The sequence below is a fragment of the Duganella hordei genome (genome assembly GCF_040369125.1).
GTDB lineage: Bacteria > Pseudomonadota > Gammaproteobacteria > Burkholderiales > Burkholderiaceae_D > Rugamonas > Rugamonas hordei.
This window is the reverse complement of record NZ_BPWI01000053.1, coordinates 1-596: the sequence shown is the minus strand read 5'-3', so window position 1 is coordinate 596 and position 596 is coordinate 1. Positions and strand designations below refer to the sequence as shown.

General features: G+C 70.6%; 1 protein-coding gene. It reads left to right on the top strand.

Features of this window, described 5'->3' with window-relative positions; all coding sequences use genetic code 11:
• The coding region (locus tag ABWW33_RS32985; RefSeq protein ID WP_353405623.1) for a contractile injection system protein, VgrG/Pvc8 family at window positions 1-596 on the top strand (596 nt) is incomplete at both ends.

The window sequence follows — 596 nt, the reverse complement described above, 5'->3', positions numbered from 1 at the left end:
CCAGGCCAGCGCCACGCCGGAGGACGCCAGCAGCGCGGCCGGCGGCGGCATCCGCTTTCACGGCGTGCGCGCCGGCGAGGCATCGGACACCATCCAGGCGCTGCAGGCGCGCCGCCGCGTGACTGCATCGCTGACGACCCTGCTCAGCTACGACTACAAGGCCAAGCAGGCCGTGTCCGCCAGTACGCCGTCGCAGCTCGTTTCCGGCAAGCTGCCGGCGCTGGAAAGCTACGATGTGCCGGGTCAGTACGCCTACGCCAACGGCGCCCAGGCGCAGCGCTACGCCGACATGCAGATGCAGGGCCGGGAGGCCGCAGCCCAGCTGTGGCGCGGGCGCTCCACGGTGCGCACGCTGGCGGCCGGCACCCGTTTCAGCCTGACGCAGGGACCGCTGCAATCGAGCTCGGACGCCGTGCCGGCCTATGTGGTGCTGCGCGTGCGCAGCGTGGGCGTCAACAACCTGCCGTCGCCGGCGCAGCAGGCGTTGGCCGAGTTGTTCGGGCCGATACCGGAACTGCTGCAAGAGATAGCCCTGGACCTCCCGGACGATTACGCACTGACCATCGCGCAAGCGCGTGAGACCGGCTACGCCAACA